Source organism: Psychrobacter sp. 16-MNA-CIBAN-0192, assembly GCF_040309565.1.
Classification (GTDB): Bacteria; Pseudomonadota; Gammaproteobacteria; order Pseudomonadales; family Moraxellaceae; genus Psychrobacter.
On the sequence record NZ_JBEOOX010000080.1, the window covers coordinates 1 to 343 of the forward strand.

Genomic DNA, 343 nt, shown 5'->3' on the forward strand with positions numbered 1-343 from the left:
GTGCAATGGGTCATCATTTATCACAATTACAAAGCGTAATAAAAGAATACCAAATGGCGCTTGAAAAAGTGCGTAATGCTTACCGTTCAAAAATGCCAAAGTTAGAAGTCCTTAAGTTTGAACAAACGGCGCGGCAGTTACATAGTCGGTTAAATTCACAGTTTCACAATGAAATTTCAAAACGACTAGCTAGCTCAAGAGCTCGTAAGGCTAGCATTTGGAACAATGCTGATCGTGGTCTTAATCAGGCTAAAAGTGCTAGAACGACAAAACCAATCTAAATTTCGTCTGCAAAAGAGCTTCGAACATTGAATAAATTCGCTGGTGTTGCAAAATTTGGCGG

At 39.1% G+C, this 343-nt stretch carries 1 protein-coding gene; it reads left to right on the forward strand.

Translation table 11 applies throughout. The annotated features are described in order from the left end of the window. A partial coding sequence (locus AAEY78_RS12440) for a hypothetical protein (protein WP_352339650.1) occupies positions 1-281 on the forward strand: 281 nt, incomplete at its 5' end. Positions 282-343 lie beyond the last annotated feature (62 nt).